The organism is Roseibium sp. 10G30-5, from assembly GCF_055809635.1.
The window spans coordinates 3700028-3717110 of record NZ_CM147918.1; the positions used below are offsets into that span (position 1 = coordinate 3700028).

Consider the following 17083-nt stretch of genomic DNA (forward strand, 5'->3'; position numbering starts at 1 on the left):
CGACGGCAAGGAAATTTTGACTGTGGCGAGGCTGGACATGGGCGTGGCTTGGGGGCATATTCCGGCGAACAACAGATCCTCGCGGGTGCGATTGCCTGCCTGATTCCATGATCTGAGCCGGACATAAACCGGAACGAATACAAGGACCCGATCGGGCAATGAAAAAACTGCTTCTCGGTATCTTCACCTTGGTGGAACAGCCAGACGATGGGCACACGCCTTTTCACGTGGCGCAAAGGCGAGCGTGTTGGGCAGGACGAACTGGGCAACACCTACTATCGTGAAAAGAGCGGTCGTCGTCGCTGGGTCATTTACAATGGTGTGGCAGATGCCTCTGCCATTCCTGCGGGCTGGCATGGCTGGATGCATCATCGCGTTGACACGCCTCCGGTCGATGAAACCTATCGGGCAAAGGATTGGGAAAAGTCGCATGAGCCGAACTTTACCGGCACACCGCGTGCTTATCGCCCGGACGGCTCCATTCTGACGCCGCAAAGCCGACCGCAGGTGTCGGGAGATTACAATGCCTTAGTCGCCCGGCGACTGAGCTGAGACGCTGAAAAAGAAAAGCCCCGCCAGTGTGCGGGGCTTTTTTTGATGTTCACATTGGCATTTTCTACTTTTTATTTTCATGATGTGGTCAGTCGCAGATGCCCGCACGTGGGACCGTATTGAGATGTGGCAGTGCGAGCTATCGGCTGGTGTTGAGCAGGAGACTGTGATGAACGACGAACAGAGTGCCGTGCTTGATTTCTGGTTCCGGGAGTTGACGCCCGCCGATTGGTTTCAAGGCGGGGCCGACCTCGATGAAACGATCCGCGAACGGTTCACTGATCTGCTGGCGCAGGCCATTGCCGGTGAGCTTGAGAGTTGGGCGGAAACGCCGGTTGGTCGCTTGGCGCTGATTCTGGTGCTCGATCAGTTTTCCCGCAACATCTACCGCGATACGCCACGCGCTTATGCCGGAGATGCAAAGGCGCAGGACCTTTGCGTTTCGGGCATTGAGCAGGGGATGGACAAGCGATTGAGTTTTTCTCATCGCCAATTTTTCTACATGCCGTTGATGCATGCCGAGGACCGTGCCCTGCAAGAACTGTCGGTAGACCGTTTTCAATCGCTTGTTGCGTTTGCACAGGACATCATGAAATTTGCCAAGGGGCACGGAAACATCGTCCAGACGTATGGTCGATTTCCGCATCGCAATGGCATGTTGAGTCGTGTGTCGACGGCAGAGGAAGAGGTGTTTCTGGTTTCGGATGAAAATCCGTTCAAAAAAACCTCGTGATGCGCTTCGGAGTACGCCGTCTCAGGTGGGGTTGATCTGCCGTCGCGGATAACCTTCCGCTCTCAGTTCGTAGCCTATCTTGCGGCGTTCAAAGCCAACCTTTTCGTAGAATGCTTGCGCCTGTGTGTTTTTATCACCAGTCAACAATCCGACGCGATAGCACCCGGCTGCCCAGGCCGCGTCGAATGCGGCGTGGATCAGTATTTCTCCAATGCCCTGACTGCGATAGGCGCGGTGTGTCACCACATTCTCGATGAAAGCATAGGACGCGCAGCCACGGGTAATGTTGGGCACCACGATCAAAGTGCAGGTAGCGACGGCACGCTCTTCGATCACACCGACATGGATGGTCAACCCCGGATGATCGAGCAGTGTCTGGTATGTGGCGGCCAGCAATTGCGGATCGCAGGGCGGGTCCTGGAGATCGAGGTGGTTCTGATACAGATCCTGCAAGGCTGCAAGGTCGTCACGTGTCGCCGTCCGCAAGGTGATCGGTGATGGCAGTGGGGCGTCGTTTTCGGGCCTCTCAGCGGGTGGTCTTGGTCCGGTCATTCTGCTCTCCAGCAAGTCTGATCTTGATCAGATTACCTTTAGAACGGCTTGAATCGCATAAAAAAGCCCGCCGGGAAGGCGGGCTTTTTGTGTGTCTACTCACCTCTGGCGTTGAATTTCGCCGTCAGTAGGGCTTCGCTCTGCTCTATCAGTTGATTGGCAGATAATCATCTGGCGTCAGGCCAAGCCGCTCATCAATGTAATCGCCGCAGCGTTCCAGCAGATTGTCGATGTCATTTTCAAAGAAATGATCTGCACCCGGCATGATCTGATGATTGATCTCGATGCCCTTCTGCGTCTTCAATTTGTCGACCAGCGTCTGCACATCCTTTGGCGGCACAACCTTGTCGTTGTCACCGTGAATGATCAGGCCCGAAGACGGGCAGGGAGCTAGGAACGAGAAATCATAAAGGTTGGGGAGGGGGCGATCGAGATAAAGCCTTCAACCTCTGGTCGGCGCATCAGAAGCTGCATGCCAATCCAGGAGCCAAACGAGAAGCCGCCAATCCAGCATGCGCGTGCATCCGGGTGAACCGTCTGAACCCAGTCCAGTGCGGCGGCCGCGTCGGACAACTCTCCTTACCATGATCAAATGACCCTTGTGATCGTCCGACACCACGAAAGTTGAAGCGCAGCACGGCAAAACCGCGTTGTGCAAACATGTAGTACATCTGGTAGACGATCTGATTGTTCATCGTTCCGCCAAACTGCGGGTGTTGATGAAGAAGAAGAGCGATGGGCGCATTCCGCTTCTTGGCGGGGTGGAACCGGCCTTCGAGCCGGCCGGCGGGACCGTTGAAGATCACCTCAGGCATAAAATACGCTGTCCTTTATGGTTGGTCTTGCAGAGGCACTGGACGCCTTGTTTAATGCCGGGCGAAAAGCCGGGTTCTAAACTTGACTCTGTGGCTCCGAGTTTATAAAACTCTGTTTAGAATTATTCGAAAGTGGTGCAGCCTTTGAAACAGGCAGCATAGACCATCTTTGAGTGTCGAGGCACGTTTACGTCATTCAGCCGGAAAATTTCAAGGTTTCCGTGCATGGGAGACAAAGAAATCCTGTTTCGCGCCCAAAATCGGTCGAGGGAATGAAACAATGAGCAGGCGTCCCCATATCTATCTTGATCATAACGCCAGTTCGCCACTACGTGCCGGTGCGCGTGAGATCATGATCGAGATGTTCGACAAGGTCGGCAATGCCTCCTCGGTGCATGGCGATGGACGGCGCGCGCGCAGTCATGTTGAAGAGGCACGAGAGGACGTGGCCCGGCTATGTGGTGCCAAAACCCGCGCTGTGACCTTTGTGTCTGGCGGGACGGAAGCGAACATGAGCGCTTTGACGGATCAGTGGCGCGATCAGGGGGAGCCGGTGTATTTGTCCCGGCTTCTACGCAGTAGCGCAGAACATCCCTCCGTTGTCACGGGCGGTCGCTTTCCGCCATCGATGCAGGACGTGCTGCCCGTTGATGAGAATGGTCTCGTTCGCCTTGATGTGCTTGAGGAAAAACTCGCAGTTAGTGAGCCGACGCTGGTGTCGATCATGGCGGCGAACAATGAAACCGGTGTGCTGCAACCGCTTGAAGAAATTGGGCGGCTGACGAAGGCCGCTGGGGCGTTTCTACATGTCGATGCCATTCAGATGGCAGGCCGTTTGCCCATCGACATGGAGACCTGGCAGGCGGATGCCCTCAGCCTTTCGGCGCACAAGTTCGGTGGGCCGCAAGGCATGGGAGCCTTGGTGGTACGCAGCACCGCACGCGTTCCTGCGCCCTTCGTGATCGGTGGTGGACAGGAAAACTGGCGCCGTGCGGGGACTGAAAATGTTGCCGGGATTGCTGGTTTCGGACGGGCCGCACGATTGGCCCGGGAAGAGCTGGAAGCGCACGTCTCTGCGGTACCGTCCGGGTCGACAGGGCAGGCCGCGCTTCGGGATCGGCTGGAGGCCGGATTGCGGCGTGTGTGTCCGGGACTAACGATTTTCGGGGAGGCGGTCGCCCGTCTACCCAATACGACGTGTTTTGCTGTTGAGGGAATTTCTGCGGAAACGGCATTGATTGCCTTCGACCTGGAGAACATATCCCTGTCATCAGGGTCCGCCTGCTCGTCAGGCAAGGTGTCGGTCTCGCATGTGCTGACGGCGATGGGGGTGAAAGAGTCCCTGGCCCGCTGCGCGATGCGCGTCAGTCTGGGCTGGAACTCGACGGAAGGCGACATCGACGGCTTTCTGGAAGTCTGGCCGAATGTGGTCGATCGCCTGAACCCCGAGGCGCGCAATCAGGCCGCCTGACGGGGCCGAAACGACGTTTTGAGACGGGGCGCTGTTCAAGCGCTGCGTCTGTCCAAATCATCCTCTGGGGCGATTGCAACGCCTTAGCAGGGATGACCTTTTGCAAGGCGGACAGCCTGTTGCTGTTCGCAAGATGGAGTTGAAAACATGCCCGCTGTGCAGGAGACAATCGATCAGGTCAAGGCGATCGATGTTGACCAGTATAAATACGGCTTTGTGACGGACATCGAGTCGGACAAGACGGCCAAGGGCCTGTCCGAGGAAACCGTTCGCTTCCTGTCCGCCAAGAAAGAAGAGCCAGAGTGGATGACGGAGTGGCGGCTTGATGCCCTGCGCCGTTTCCGCACCATGGAAGAGCCCACCTGGGCACGCGTCCACTACCCGAAGATCAACTTCGACGAGATTTATTATTACGCTGCGCCGAAATCGACCGAAGGCCCCAAGAGCCTCGATGAGGTTGATCCGGAATTGTTGGCAACCTACGAAAAGCTGGGCATTCCCTTGCGTGAGCAGGAAATCCTAGCTGGTGTTGAGCCGAAGAACCGGGTCGCCGTTGACGCTGTTTTCGACAGCGTGTCCGTTGTCACTACGTTCAAGGAAGAGCTGAAGAAGGCCGGTGTCATCTTCTGTTCGATCTCGGAGGCCATTCGGGAGCATCCTGAACTGGTCAAGAAGTACCTCGGCTCGGTCGTGCCGTCTTCTGACAATTATTACGCCACGCTGAACTCGGCAGTCTTTTCGGACGGATCGTTTGTCTATGTGCCGGAGGGCGTTCGGTGCCCGATGGAACTGTCGACCTACTTCCGCATCAACGAGATGAACACAGGTCAGTTCGAGCGCACGCTGATCATTGCCGAGAAGGGCGCCTACGTGTCCTACCTCGAAGGCTGCACAGCTCCACAGCGCGACGAAAACCAGTTGCATGCGGCTGTCGTTGAGCTGGTTGCGCTCGACGATGCCGAGATCAAATATTCGACGGTGCAGAACTGGTATCCGGGCGATTCTGAAGGCAAGGGCGGCATCTACAACTTCGTCACCAAGCGCGGTGACTGCCGTGGCAAGAACGCCAAGATTTCCTGGACACAGGTTGAAACCGGTTCGGCCATCACCTGCAAATATCCGTCCTGCATTCTGCGCGGCGACAACTCGGTCGGTGAGTTCTACTCCATTGCCGTATCCAATGGCCGTCAGCAGATCGACAGCGGCACCAAGATGATCCATCTGGGCAAGAACACGTCCAGCCGCGTTATCTCCAAGGGGATCTCGGCCGGCAAGTCGGAAAACACCTACCGCGGTCTGATCTCGGCGCACCGCCGCGCTTCGAACGCGCGTAACTTTACCCAGTGCGACAGCCTGCTGATTGGCCAGGATTGCGGCGCCCACACAGTGCCTTACATCGAAAGCAAGAACTCATCAGCCGTCTTCGAGCATGAGGCAACCACCTCGAAAATCTCCGATGACCAGATGTTCTACTGCCAGCAGCGTGGCATGTCTGACGAGGAGGCCGTGGCGCTGATCGTCAACGGCTTCGTCAAGGATGTGATCCAGCAGTTGCCGATGGAATTCGCAGTGGAAGCGCAGAAGCTGATCTCGATCAGCCTGAAGGCTCTGTGGGCTGATCCTGCGATCAGCCTGCGCTCCGTATTTGAATTTGATTTGCGAAGCCAAGCGCTTCGACCTTTTTGAACGAGGAACATCTCAATGCTTGAGATCAAGAACCTGCACGCCCGCATCGCCGACGAAGGCACCGAAATTCTGCGCGGTATCGATTTGAGTGTGAACGCTGGCGAAATCCACGCCATCATGGGCCCGAACGGTTCGGGCAAGTCCACGCTGTCTTATATCCTCGCTGGCAAGTCTGACTACGAAGTCACTGAGGGCGAAATCATCTTCCACGGCCAGAACCTGCTGGATATGGAAGCCGATGAGCGTGCCGCCGCTGGCGTTTTCCTGGCATTCCAGTACCCGATTGAAATTCCAGGCGTGGCCACGATGGAATTCCTCAAGACGGCTTTGAATGCACAGCGCAAGGCACAGGGCAAGGCTGTTCTGTCGATCCCGGACTTCATGAAACTGGTTCGCGAAAAGGCCTCCGACCTGAACGTCACCATGGACATGTTGAAGCGCCCGTTGAACGTGGGCTTCTCCGGTGGTGAGAAGAAGCGCTCCGAGATCCTGCAGATGTCGCTGCTTGAGCCGAGCCTCTGTGTTCTCGATGAAACCGATTCCGGTCTCGACATTGATGCCCTGCGCATCGTCTCGGAAGGCGTCAACAAGTTGCGGTCGCCGGATCGTGCAATGGTTGTCATCACGCACTACCAGCGCCTGTTGGACCACATCGTGCCGGACGTCGTTCATGTCCTTTCCAAGGGCAAGATCGTCAAGACCGGCGGCAAGGAACTGGCTCTCGAACTCGAAAAGAACGGCTACGCGGACTACGTCGGCGAAGCTGCTGCCTGAACGAGGGGAGCAAAGGATCCAAAATGACCATGAATACCCCGATCAAACACACCAAGGCAGAAGCCGATCTGCTTGAGCGTTTCGAGACATCGAGCCTCAAGCTGTCCGGCAGCGATGCCGTGGCAAAGCTGCGCTCCGGTGCAGCCGATGCGCTGAAGACGCGCGGCCTGCCGCATCGCCGCGTCGAGGAGTATAAATACTCCGATCTGCGTGCCTTCATGACCTCAGCCGCACCATTGGCCGCTGAAGCGGTTGCGGCCGACGCCAAGGCCGTTCTCGATGGCTTTGAGCGCTTTGACGGCGTTGATCGCTACACCGTCGTGATTGCCAATGGCAGCTTTGTAGCCGACTTGTCGGATCTCGAAGCTCTCGCTGACGAAGGCGTCAAGCTTGAAGACTTTGCCAAGCTGCTTTTGGCCGAAGACGGCGCAAGCCTTCTGTCCGTTCCGCCACGCGCAACAGGTGATGGCACGCTGGCACTCAACACGGCCTTTGTGCAGGGCGGCATCTTTCTTGAGGTCGAGACTGGCCGCGAGATCTCCAAGCCGATCGAGATCGTCCATGTGGCGGCCGGAACCGGCGCGCAGGTAACCCGTAACCGTATCGTTCTTGGCAAGGGCGCCAAGGTGAAGCTGCTGGAGACCTTCTGTGGCGACACAGGCGAAGGCGAGATCAACGCCGTTTTCGATTACGACGTGTCCGACGAAGCTGAACTGTCGGTCACACGTCTGATGGTCGGTAAGGCGGAGGCCCCGCGTCTGTTCACCACGCTGGCCCGTCTGGGCGGGGAAGCCCTCTTCAAGATCATGGGCTTTGTTGCCGGTCCAAGCTTTGCCCGCAATCAGCAATTCGTGCTGTTTGATGGCGAGAATTCGGATGCCAAGCTCTACGGCGTCAACATGGCGTCGGGTCGTGCGCTGGCCGATCAGACGTTGGTCATTGACCACGCCGTTCCTCATTGCAACAGCCGTGAGTTCTATAAGACGGTTCTGAATGATGAAGCCAAGGGCGTGTATCAGGGACGCATCAATGTGGCACCTCATGCACAGAAGTCTGACGGCGAGATGATGACGCAGGCGCTGCTCCTCTCCGAGGGCTGCGAAATGGCGAACAAGCCGGAACTTGAGATCTTTGCCGATGACGTGCTGTGTGCCCATGGCGCGACCAGCGGTCAGATTGATGAAGACCTGCTGTTCTATCTGCGGGCACGTGGCATTCCTGAAGCCGAAGCCCGCACCTTGCTGATCCTGGCCTTCCTGTCGGAAGCGATCGGGGAATTCGAGGAAGAAGCAGCGACTGATGAATTGACGAGACGCGTTCGTGCGTGGCTCGGTCAGCCTGCTTAAGGAGTAAGACAATGACGGCTCAAGTGGCTCCGGCGCAAGACGCCCTTGCATATGACGTGGAGCGTGTGCGCGAGGATTTTCCGATCCTGTCGCAAAAGGTCTATGGCAAACCGCTGGTCTATCTGGACAATGGTGCGTCTGCCCAGAAGCCGCAGGCCGTCATCGACGCGGTGACCCATGCGTATTCTGCTGAATACGCCAATGTTCACCGCGGTCTTCATTACATGTCGAATGCGGCAACGGACGCCTTTGAAGCGGCGCGCGAAAAGGTGCGCCGTTTCCTCAATGCCGGGTCAAGTGACGAGGTGGTTTTCACCCGGTCGTCGACTGAGGCCATCAATCTCGTGGCTCATGGCCTGGGAGAGGATTTCTTTCAGGAAGGCGATGAGATTGTTCTGTCAATCATGGAGCATCACTCCAACATCGTGCCTTGGCATTTCCACCGTGAACGCAAGGGCGCCGTGCTGAAGTGGGTCTATGTGCGTGAGGATGGCTCCTTTGATCTGGAAGCCTTCGAGAACGCCTTGAGCGAGCGGACCAAGCTTGTTGCCATCACGCATGTGTCCAATGTTCTGGGCACTGTGGTGCCGATCAAGGAAGTCTGTGAGATCGCGCATCGTCATGGCATTCAGGTGCTGGTGGACGGCAGCCAGAGTGCAGTGCATCTGCCGGTCGACGTACAGGATCTCGGCTGTGATTATTTCGTCTTCACTGGTCACAAGGTTTATGGCCCGACCGGCATTGGTGTGCTGTGGGGCAAGCCCGAGCGCCTGGAAGCCATGCGGCCTTTCAATGGCGGCGGAGAGATGATTGGCGAAGTCACTGAAGACATCGTCACCTATGCCGAGCCACCGCATCGCTTCGAGGCTGGGACGCCGCCCATCGTTCAGGCCATCGGTCTGGGAGCTGCGCTGGATTACATGGACCGGATCGGGCGAGACCGGATTGCCGCGCATGAGGCGGATCTGGGCGCATATGCCCATCAGCGACTGAGCGAAATCGACGGCCTGCGTATCTTCGGCAAGGCTCCGGGCAAGAGCGCTATCATCTCCTTCGAGATTGAAGGAGCCCATGCCCATGACGTCTCGACCATCATCGACCGGTCGGGCGTGGCGGTGCGTGCCGGCACGCATTGTGCGCAGCCGCTCTTGGCAAGGTACGGTGTAACCTCTACATGTCGGGCAAGCTTTGGTCTTTACAACACACGTGGTGAAGTTGATGCTCTCTATGAGGCTCTGCTGAAAGCCAAGGCATTTTTTGCCTGAGGATGACGGATATGGAAGAAACGCGCGTCATTGATACGGATACGGATGGACACGAACTTCAAACGGAAGTGGCAGCCCAAAGCGCCATTCCGCCGGAAGAACTTGACCGTCTGACAACCGATATCATCGGCTCCCTGAAAACGGTTTATGATCCGGAGATCCCTTGCGACATCTACGAGTTGGGTTTGATCTACAAGGTTGACATCGAAGACGACCGCTCAATCAACGTTGAAATGACGCTGACTGCGCCGGGGTGTCCCGTCGCTGGGGAAATGCCGGGTTGGGTGCAGAATGCAGTCGAATCCGTTGCAGGCGTCGGCCCGGTCAATGTCGACATGGTCTTTGATCCGCCGTGGTCGCCGGAGCGAATGTCGGACGAGGCCAAGGTCGCACTCAACTGGTATTGATGTAAGCAGGGCAGGGCGTGGGGCTTTGGCATCGCGCTCATGATCCCCATATAGGGGAAAAGGTGTTTGGTGTGGCTTCTCTGTGGAGCCACTCGTCCAAGCGTCAAACTTCAATCGAAGACGAGGACATCATGGCAAGCCCACGCAAATTCCAGGTGATGACCCTGACCGATGCAGCCGCCGAGCGGGTGCAGGAACTGGTCGACAATTCTGATGCTGCGCCAGCAGGTTTGCGGGTCGGCATCAAGAAGGGCGGGTGTGCGGGCATGGAATACACCATGGAACTGGTGGATGAGCCCAAGGCTGGCGACGATGTGATCGAGGAAAAGGGCGTAAAGCTCTTTGTCGATCCGTCAGCCGTACTCTTCCTGCTCGGCACCAAGATGGATTTCGAAGTAACGAAGTTCCGGTCTGGCTTCATTTTCAAGAACCCGAACGAGGTCTCGGCCTGTGGCTGCGGTGAATCCGTATCCTTGCAGGAGGCCGACCTGAGCAAGTTTGCTGGTGCCTGACGGAAAGGCCGGCAAAACATCGATCGACTTCCTGGATGCAGAAATTCAAAAGGGCGGCCATGTGCCGCCCTTATTTGTGTCTCGTCTCTGCAATGAAAGCTGGCAGTCTCTCGCGTTTCAGCGGGCGATGCGAACCTGATCGCGGCCGCCGGTCTTGGCCTGATAAAGCGCCTTGTCGGCGCGTGCAAACAGGGTCTCCTCCGTGTCGTCGGAGGTAAATATGGCGACGCCGAGCGAGAGCGTGACTTTGCCGAGGCTTTCGCCGGTTGACCGCTTCACAAGGCCCTTTGACTTGATCACGCTGCGGATCAGGTCGGCCTTTTCACCTGCCTTTTCCAAGGTGCCAGCAGGCAACAGAACAGCGAATTCCTCACCGCCATAACGGCAGGCGGTATCCTTGTCGCTGATGCTGTTCTTTAGCGTCTGGGCGACAAGGCGCAGGACGTGATCACCCGTCAAATGGCCGTAGGTGTCGTTGAAGCGCTTGAAGTGGTCAATGTCCGCCAGGATCAGGCAGAAGGGCTGAGTGCCGCTCTCATGGGCGTCTGCAAGCATACGGGTCAGCGTCTCGTCAAACTGCTTGCGGTTGCCAATGCCGGTCAGATCATCGGTGAGAGATTGCTGACGGAATTTTTCAAGTTGCGTATGAAGGCTTTCGATCTGGCGTTGCGACTGCACAAGCTGCTGGCCAAGGTTCTGACTGGACCGTGCGGCATTCTGTGTCGCGTCAATCAGCTCATACACCAGCGCTTCCAGATCTTCCGGGCGCTTGAGGCGGTGTAGCGTTTCACCCGCGCCGGTCAGCTTGTCGTTGTAATCGTTGGTGGCAGACGCGCTGGCCTGCAAGGTCTCAAGCAAGGTGCCGACCTTTTCGGTCATGAATTGACCGACTTTTTCCAGCCGCTTGTCGATGTCTTTCGAGTTTTCAGACGAATTGCTCTGGTTGTAAAGCGTCTGCAATCGCCCGACACTGATGCGCCCTTCGTCCTTGAGGACTTGGTTGACTTGCTGATTGAAAGCCGGGTCGTAGCCCGCAGCATAAGTGTACCAGACTTCATAAAAGCTTGGAAACGCAGGATGATCGTGCTGCTTGATAAATGAAAGCGCCGACTCACCAAAAAGCAAAGAGTTGCCATGTGGCTGAGAGTTGTTCATTAAAATCCTGCTTTTGAAAAGGAATCAAGTTTTATAGGCAATAGAATACTACACCTATAAAACTTGATGATTGACCGGTTCTTAAAGTTTGCAGAACTTCAAATACTAAATGTCAGGACGCTTTCTTCGGACGCGGTTCGCGCAAGAGGAATGCCGGAATATGCATTCCGGGGCCAAACGCAGGTTCGTTCGACTTGGGTGTGTCCATGGCGTTGCTGGCGCGGGCGACGCCCAGACGATTTCTGCGTCGGCTGGTTATCTTGATCCACATTCGTTGCATTTCGAGGCGTCGCAGCCTTGGTCTCTGGCGCCGTTTCAGGGGCTGCCTCTGGCGTTTCAACCGGGGTGTCGCTCGTGTTGGCGGCGGTTGCAGCCTTGGAGCGTCCCCCACGCGAACGTGGCTTGCGAGCAGGCTTCTCGGTCTTTTCAGGCTGCTCGGCTGTTTCTGCCTGCGGCTGTGCGTCGGCAACGGAAGCTGTTGTGTCTTCTGTGCTGGCCGTTTCTTCAACCTTGCGCGGAGAGCGGCGACGCTTCTTCTGCGGGCCGCTTTCGGCGCTGCCGGAGAAATCGATGGCATCACCCAGCCATTCGATGTCCTTGTTGATCAGTTCCTGAATGGATTTCAGGTACTTCTCTTCTTTGGTGGTGACCAGCGTGAAGGCACATCCAGAGCGCCCAGCACGGCCAGTTCGGCCAATCCGGTGGACGTAATCTTCGGCGTGTGTCGGCACGTCGTAGTTAAAGACATGACTGACTTCGGGAATGTCCAAACCGCGCGCGGCCACGTCGCTGGCGATCAGCAATTTGATCGTTCCCTTACGGAAATTATCCAGCATCATCATGCGTGTGCGCTGATCCATGTCGCCATGAAGGGCGCCGACGTTGTAGCCATGGCGCTCGAGCGACCGCATCAAGGTGGTGATGTCGCGCTTGCGGTTACAGAAGACGATTGCGTTTTGAAGGTCTTCGGCATTTTCCAGCAGACCGCGCAGGGCTTCCCGCTTTTCAAAGTCTTTCGGGCCACTGGCCTTGAGTTTCTGCTCGACGTTTTCTGCCGTCGAGGAGGTGCGCGCCACTTCAATGCGGACCGGATTCTGTCAGAAACGCTTCCGTCAGTCGCTGGATTTCGCTTGGCATGGTGGCCGAGAAAAACAGGGTCTGGCGTGCTGGCGGTAACAGCTTGCAGATACGTTCAATGTCGGGAATGAACCCCATGTCGAGCATGCGGTCGGCTTCATCAATCACGAGGATCTCGACGCCCTGCAACAGAAGCTTGCCGCGCTCGAAATGATCCAGCAGGCGGCCCGGCGTTGCGATGAGAACATCGGTCCCACGGTCCAGCTTGCGATCCTGCTCGCCAAATGACACGCCGCCAATCAGCAGAGCAACATTCAGCTTGTGGTTCTTGCCATATTTCTCGAAATTTTCCTGAACCTGTGCGGCCAGTTCGCGCGTCGGCTCCAGAATGAGCGTGCGCGGCATACGCGCCCGAGCGCGGCCTTTTTCAAGCAACGTCAGCATTGGCAGCGTAAAGCTGGCGGTCTTTCCGGTCCCTGTCTGGGCAATCCCGAGAACATCCTTTCTTGCAAGGACCTCCGGAATAGCACCTTCCTGGATTGCGGTGGGTTCGTTGTATCCAGCTGCTTCAACTGCAGCTAGAACTTTCTCGCTAAGACCGAGAGTACTGAATGACATAGAGCGCTTGAGCCCGGATAGTTGAGGGGAAATTTCTACAGACCATTCCATATGACCTGTCAAGTTTGCGCACACCCTACATTCAACAGCCCCGGTGTCAATGCGTTGCTTGGCAGAAAAACCAAGAATATGGCGTGTCTCGCCTTAAATATGTACTTTTGAGTTAATGAATGCGGTCGCTGGCTTTGCAGAGAGCTTCGGCAAACTACTGCAGCGTGGTCAGGAGCCGTTTGCGGAACAACTGTGTAGCTTTCATGACGCCGCGGAATTTTCCCATTGAATTCCTGATGTTTACCTGATTCTGTCCGCAACATGGCCGGTGGTTTAGACCTATCCGGCAGCAAGTACCTTGAGATTAGTGTGGCGCTGCCACGATCCAGCAGACCCAACGACAGCTCGCATCAGATGTCGAGATCTTCCGCAAACTCGGCCCGCTCCTGAATGAACCGGAAGCGTGCGTCCGGCTTGTTGCCCATCAGACGTTCCACGGCATCTCCAGTCGCGTCATTGTCCGCCTCCAGAACCTCAATGCGCAACATGGTGCGTTTTGCCGGGTTCATGGTGGTTTCTTTTAATTGGGCAGGCAACATTTCACCGAGGCCTTTGAAGCGGCCGATCTCGACCTTGGATTTGTTTTTGAACGCCGTGGCCAGCAGTTCATCCTTGTGCGCATCGTCACGTGCATAGATCGTTGTGCCGCCCTGCGTCAGACGGTAGAGCGGTGGCACAGCCAGATACAGATGCCCGGCGTGGATCAGTTCCGGCATCTCGCGGTAGAAGAACGTGATGAGCAACGAGGCAATGTGCGCTCCATCTACGTCGGCATCCGTCATGATGACGACGCGCTCGTAACGCAAATCCTTGTCGCGATACTGCGAGCGGGTGCCGCAGCCAAGGGCTTGCACCAGATCGGCAAGCTGCTGATTGGCATTGAGCTTTTCGCGGCCCGCGTTGGCCACATTCAGGATTTTGCCGCGCAGGGGCAAAATAGCCTGATTGGCCCGGTTGCGTGCCTGCTTGGCAGATCCACCAGCCGAATCGCCTTCGACGATAAAGATTTCGGTGCCTTCCGCCGAATTGGCTGAGCAGTCTGCGAGCTTGCCGGGCAGGCGCAACTTGCGCACCGCCGTTTTGCGGGCCACGTCTTTTTCCTGGCTGGCGGCGCAAACGCTCATCCGCCCGGTCAATCACCCACTCCAGCAATTTGTTGGCTTGCTGAGGCGAAGCGGTCAGCCAGTGATCGAACGCATCACGGACCGCACTTTCGGCAATACGTGTGGCCTCGTTGGTGGCCAGACGGTCCTTGGTTTGTCCGACGAACTCCGGCTCGCGAATGAACACCGACAGCATGCCCGCCGCAGATGTCAGAACATCGTCGCCCGTGATGATGGCAGCTTTCTTGTTGTTGGTCAGTTCGCCGTAGGCCTTCAGGCCACGCAGCAGAGCGTAGCGCAAGCCTGCCTCATGCGTTCCGCCCTCAGGTGTCGGCACCGTGTTACAATAGGAATCGATGAAGCCATCCCCTGCAAACCATGTGACCGCCCATTCGACGGAGCCATGCTTGCCGCTTTGCGCGGTGGAACCAAAGAAGATGTCATCGACCACCCGACGCTCTTTTTGCATCCGGTCTTCGAGGAAGTCCTTTAATCCGCCGGGGAAATGGAACGTTGCTTTTTCCGGCGTTGGGTCCTTGTCACCGATCAGCGAGGGATCGCAGCTCCAGCGAATTTCAACACCACCGAAGAGATAGGCCTTGGACCGCGCCATCTTCAGAAGCCGTGCAGGCTCAAATTTCAGAGTCTTGCCGAAGATCTGAGCGTCCGGGTGAAAGCGCACGGTGGTGCCGCGACGGTTTTGCGTATCGCCGACAAGCTGCAATGGCCCGTCGGCCAGACCACGACGGAATTCCTGCCGATAGAGCTTGCGCGAGCGAGCCACTTCCACCACCAGATGATCAGAGAGCGCGTTGACGACGGAAATGCCGACGCCGTGCAAGCCGCCCGATGTTTCATAGACCTTGGAATCGAATTTACCACCGGCGTGCAGCGTGGTCATGATGACTTCCAGCGCCGACTTGTCCTTGAACTTGGGGTGCGGGTCGACGGGAATACCGCGACCATTGTCGGTGACACTCAAGTAGCCATCGGCATCCAGGTTGACGTCGATCCAGGTGGCGTGACCGGCCACCGCTTCATCCATGGAGTTGTCGATGACTTCGGCGAACAGATGGTGCAGGGCCTTATCGTCGGTGCCGCCGATATACATGCCCGGGCGGCGACGAACAGGTTCCAGACCTTCCAGCACCTCAATGTCGGCTGCCGAGTAATCTCCCTCCGGCGCGCCTACTGCTGCTTGAAAAGGGGCCGCCTTCGGAGCAGGGGTGGGGGGCTGTGACTTGCGGGCGGAGGGGGTGGCGGATGTGTTCTCAATCGGCTGCGCAGTGCCATCAAAAAGATCGTTCTTGCCGCTCATTCGTTCTCAACCCACCTGTTCAAAAAATCACGTTCAGGGCACATATCCATCCGGCTCACTGGATGGCTCGCCGGATCTCATCAGCGCAAGGCCACCTTGCATCGTCTACGACGACGGTTGGCAGTGGGGCGCTGTCCAGAAGGCTGCTCTTTAACAGATCCTGGCCGTCAATGCAGCGTCACTGGAAAAGCATGGAACGGATTGGCCAGATCAACCTTCTGGTTTCAAGAGCAATCAGCATACAGTGCCCTGCGCACCGCGTATCCGGTCTTTGCCCTCATATCGGTTCCAGCCACTTTTTCATAGGATAAAACGGGAACAGCCGCACCTGCATGGCAAAAACGCTCGGAACTGCGGCGGTACTGCCATTTTCAACAGGTAATCCGCAACTTGTTCTAAAATTCGAAAGCGGATGGCAACCTTGTGCATCCACACTCTCTCAAGAAGGTCGTGGGCTGAGTTGACGGGAGTTGGGTGTGTTGCTGGATGGCAACAGTTTTGCGGAACATCTCGCGCTAAGGTGGTCCATCGCATTTTGCCGCTCTTCAGCCATGTTTGCGAGTCATGACCATCCTCAAGGTCAGTCTCGGACTGTGCAAGAAAAGGGGCTTCAGGCTTCTAGCGCGTCAGAGTCATGATGAAATCGTTTTCACCACGCAGGAAACTCACTCAAGAATACGGGTTGGCAGGGTCTTGCTGAGGCGGTGGAAGACAGAGAGTTGGAAAGTTAAGTTTGCGATGCCTGATCTTAGATCTGTGACATGGGCAACTTGTCTGGTGGCTGCGATGGCCGCTTTTTTCTCGACGGACGCTCTCGCGTTTGACGGAGCGCCGAGAGGGCCGCAAACTGCGGCAGCTCCAGGCACTATGAGCCCGATGGAAGCCCTGCGAGCCGGGGCTCAACGCTACTATTCTGGCGACAAGGCGGGCGCGATCAGCGCTTTGCAATATGCAGCCGAGAACGGGCAGCCCATGGCCGCTCGAAGCTGGGCGAAATGTATGCGGCTGGAGACGGCGTCAAGGAAGACGATCTCAAGGCCTTTGAATATTATGGCCAGATCGTGCGCGAGCACGGCAATGATCGGCCTGACAGTCCCGACGCGCCTTTTATCGCCAGCGCTTTTGTCGCGCTTGGAAAATATTATCTCACCGGCATAACGGGCGAGATTTCCCGAGACGATTCCAAGGCGCGTCAGATCTTCGTCCATGCAGCTTCTTATTTTGGCGATGCCAAGGCGCAATACGAGCTCGGCTTGCTGTATCAGGGTAAGAACGACCGCATGGCGGTGCGCTGGTACAATCTGGCAGCTTTGAAAGGCGATCTGAGGGCACAGGCCCATCTGGGCGAGACCCTGTACCAGATGAGCCATTCGAGCCATCGCAAGGCGCGTGGTCTGATGTGGATGAATGTCGCGCAATTGCAAGCCAACGGGCACAAGGCGCTGGATTGGATCCAGGCACTGCACGAGAAATATTTCGCTCAGGCACCGGAAGGCATTCGCCGCGAAGCCTCCGCCATGTCGCACAAGTGGCTGGAGAGCAATCGCCCGGATCTGGTGACGGTGACACAGGCATCAAACCAGTAGAGAGCGGTGGTGCGGAAGTGCCGACCGTCAGCCTTTCCGGTTGAAGACTTGAAATGCAAGAA

At 56.8% G+C, this 17083-nt stretch carries 10 protein-coding genes and 5 pseudogenes; 10 read left to right on the forward strand and 5 right to left on the reverse strand.

Annotated elements, in window-relative coordinates; all coding sequences use genetic code 11:
* Positions 1 to 158 precede the first annotated feature (158 nt).
* Positions 159 to 552 (forward strand): annotated as a pseudogene (locus AC0L7U_RS18625) (NADH:ubiquinone oxidoreductase subunit NDUFA12).
* 169 nt (positions 553 to 721) lie between these two features.
* A complete protein-coding gene (locus AC0L7U_RS18630; protein WP_473692760.1) occupies positions 722 to 1285 on the forward strand; it encodes a DUF924 family protein in 564 nt (187 codons plus the stop codon).
* Positions 1286 to 1306: 21 nt separating this feature from the next.
* On the opposite strand, the gene AC0L7U_RS18635 is transcribed toward AC0L7U_RS18630, so the two are convergent.
* Positions 1307 to 1837, reverse strand: a complete 531-nt coding sequence (locus AC0L7U_RS18635; protein ID WP_473692761.1) for a GNAT family N-acetyltransferase — start codon at positions 1835 to 1837, stop codon at positions 1307 to 1309.
* Positions 1838 to 1985: 148 nt separating this feature from the next.
* Positions 1986 to 2652 (reverse strand): annotated as a pseudogene (locus AC0L7U_RS18640) (alpha/beta hydrolase).
* Between the two features lie 280 nt (positions 2653 to 2932).
* Here AC0L7U_RS18640 and AC0L7U_RS18645 point away from each other — a divergent pair.
* The 7 genes and pseudogenes from AC0L7U_RS18645 (at position 2933) to sufA (ending at position 10113) form a co-directional block, all read left to right on the forward strand.
* Positions 2933 to 4123, forward strand: a complete 1191-nt coding sequence (locus AC0L7U_RS18645; protein WP_473692762.1) for a cysteine desulfurase family protein — start codon at positions 2933 to 2935, stop codon at positions 4121 to 4123.
* 147 nt (positions 4124 to 4270) lie between these two features.
* Positions 4271 to 5742: pseudogene (gene sufB, locus AC0L7U_RS18650) on the forward strand (Fe-S cluster assembly protein SufB).
* 82 nt (positions 5743 to 5824) lie between these two features.
* Entirely contained in the window at positions 5825 to 6583 is a 759-nt protein-coding gene (sufC, locus tag AC0L7U_RS18655) for a Fe-S cluster assembly ATPase SufC (RefSeq protein ID WP_473692763.1), read from the forward strand.
* 23 nt (positions 6584 to 6606) lie between these two features.
* Entirely contained in the window at positions 6607 to 7929 is a 1323-nt protein-coding gene (locus AC0L7U_RS18660) for a SufB/SufD family protein (protein WP_473692764.1), read from the forward strand.
* Positions 7930 to 7940: 11 nt separating this feature from the next.
* A complete protein-coding gene (locus AC0L7U_RS18665; RefSeq protein ID WP_473692765.1) occupies positions 7941 to 9194 on the forward strand; it encodes a cysteine desulfurase in 1254 nt (417 codons plus the stop codon).
* Between the two features lie 11 nt (positions 9195 to 9205).
* Positions 9206 to 9601, forward strand: a complete 396-nt coding sequence (locus AC0L7U_RS18670; protein ID WP_473692766.1) for an SUF system Fe-S cluster assembly protein — start codon at positions 9206 to 9208, stop codon at positions 9599 to 9601.
* A gap of 131 nt (positions 9602 to 9732) precedes the next feature.
* Positions 9733 to 10113, forward strand: a complete 381-nt coding sequence (sufA, locus tag AC0L7U_RS18675; RefSeq protein WP_473692767.1) for a Fe-S cluster assembly scaffold SufA — start codon at positions 9733 to 9735, stop codon at positions 10111 to 10113.
* 117 nt (positions 10114 to 10230) lie between these two features.
* Here sufA and AC0L7U_RS18680 read toward each other — a convergent pair whose 3' ends face one another.
* From AC0L7U_RS18680 to parE, 3 genes and pseudogenes are all read right to left on the reverse strand, one after another.
* A complete protein-coding gene (locus AC0L7U_RS18680; protein WP_473692768.1) occupies positions 10231 to 11268 on the reverse strand; it encodes a GGDEF domain-containing protein in 1038 nt (345 codons plus the stop codon).
* A 112-nt stretch (positions 11269 to 11380) separates the two neighbouring features.
* A pseudogene (locus AC0L7U_RS18685) lies at positions 11381 to 12963 on the reverse strand (DEAD/DEAH box helicase).
* Positions 12964 to 13364: 401 nt separating this feature from the next.
* Positions 13365 to 15435 (reverse strand): annotated as a pseudogene (gene parE / locus AC0L7U_RS18690) (DNA topoisomerase IV subunit B).
* Positions 15436 to 16430: 995 nt separating this feature from the next.
* Between parE and AC0L7U_RS18695 the strand changes: the two are divergent.
* Positions 16431 to 17021 carry a tetratricopeptide repeat protein gene (locus tag AC0L7U_RS18695; protein ID WP_473692769.1) on the forward strand — a complete coding sequence of 197 codons (591 nt, stop codon included), beginning with the start codon at positions 16431 to 16433 and terminating at the stop codon, positions 17019 to 17021.
* Positions 17022 to 17083: the final 62 nt, after the last annotated feature.